This window comes from Pseudomonas sp. 32_A (assembly GCF_017490905.1).
GTDB lineage: Bacteria > Pseudomonadota > Gammaproteobacteria > Pseudomonadales > Pseudomonadaceae > Aquipseudomonas > Aquipseudomonas inefficax.
Map to the genome: position 1 here is coordinate 1 of NZ_JAFGYI010000481.1, position 246 is coordinate 246.

Sequence of the window (246 nt, forward strand, 5' to 3'; positions counted from 1 at the left end):
TGGTCAAGGACGGGGTGATGTACCTGACCGGCTCCTACTCGCGGGTGTTCGCCGTGGACGCCCGTACCGGCAAGAAACTGTGGCAATACGATGCGCGCCTGCCCGATGACATCCGCCCGTGCTGCGATGTGGTCAACCGCGGCGCGGCGATCTACGGCGACAAGATCTACTTCGGCACCCTCGACGCGCGGGTCATTGCGCTCGACAAGCGCACCGGCAAAGTGGTGTGGAACAAGAAGTTCGGCG

At 63.8% G+C, this 246-nt stretch carries 1 protein-coding gene; it reads left to right on the forward strand.

Annotated features, from left to right (window positions below; all coding sequences use genetic code 11):
* Positions 1 to 246: PQQ-binding-like beta-propeller repeat protein (locus tag J5M58_RS27520; RefSeq protein WP_207880669.1), on the forward strand; the 246-nt coding region annotated here is incomplete at both ends.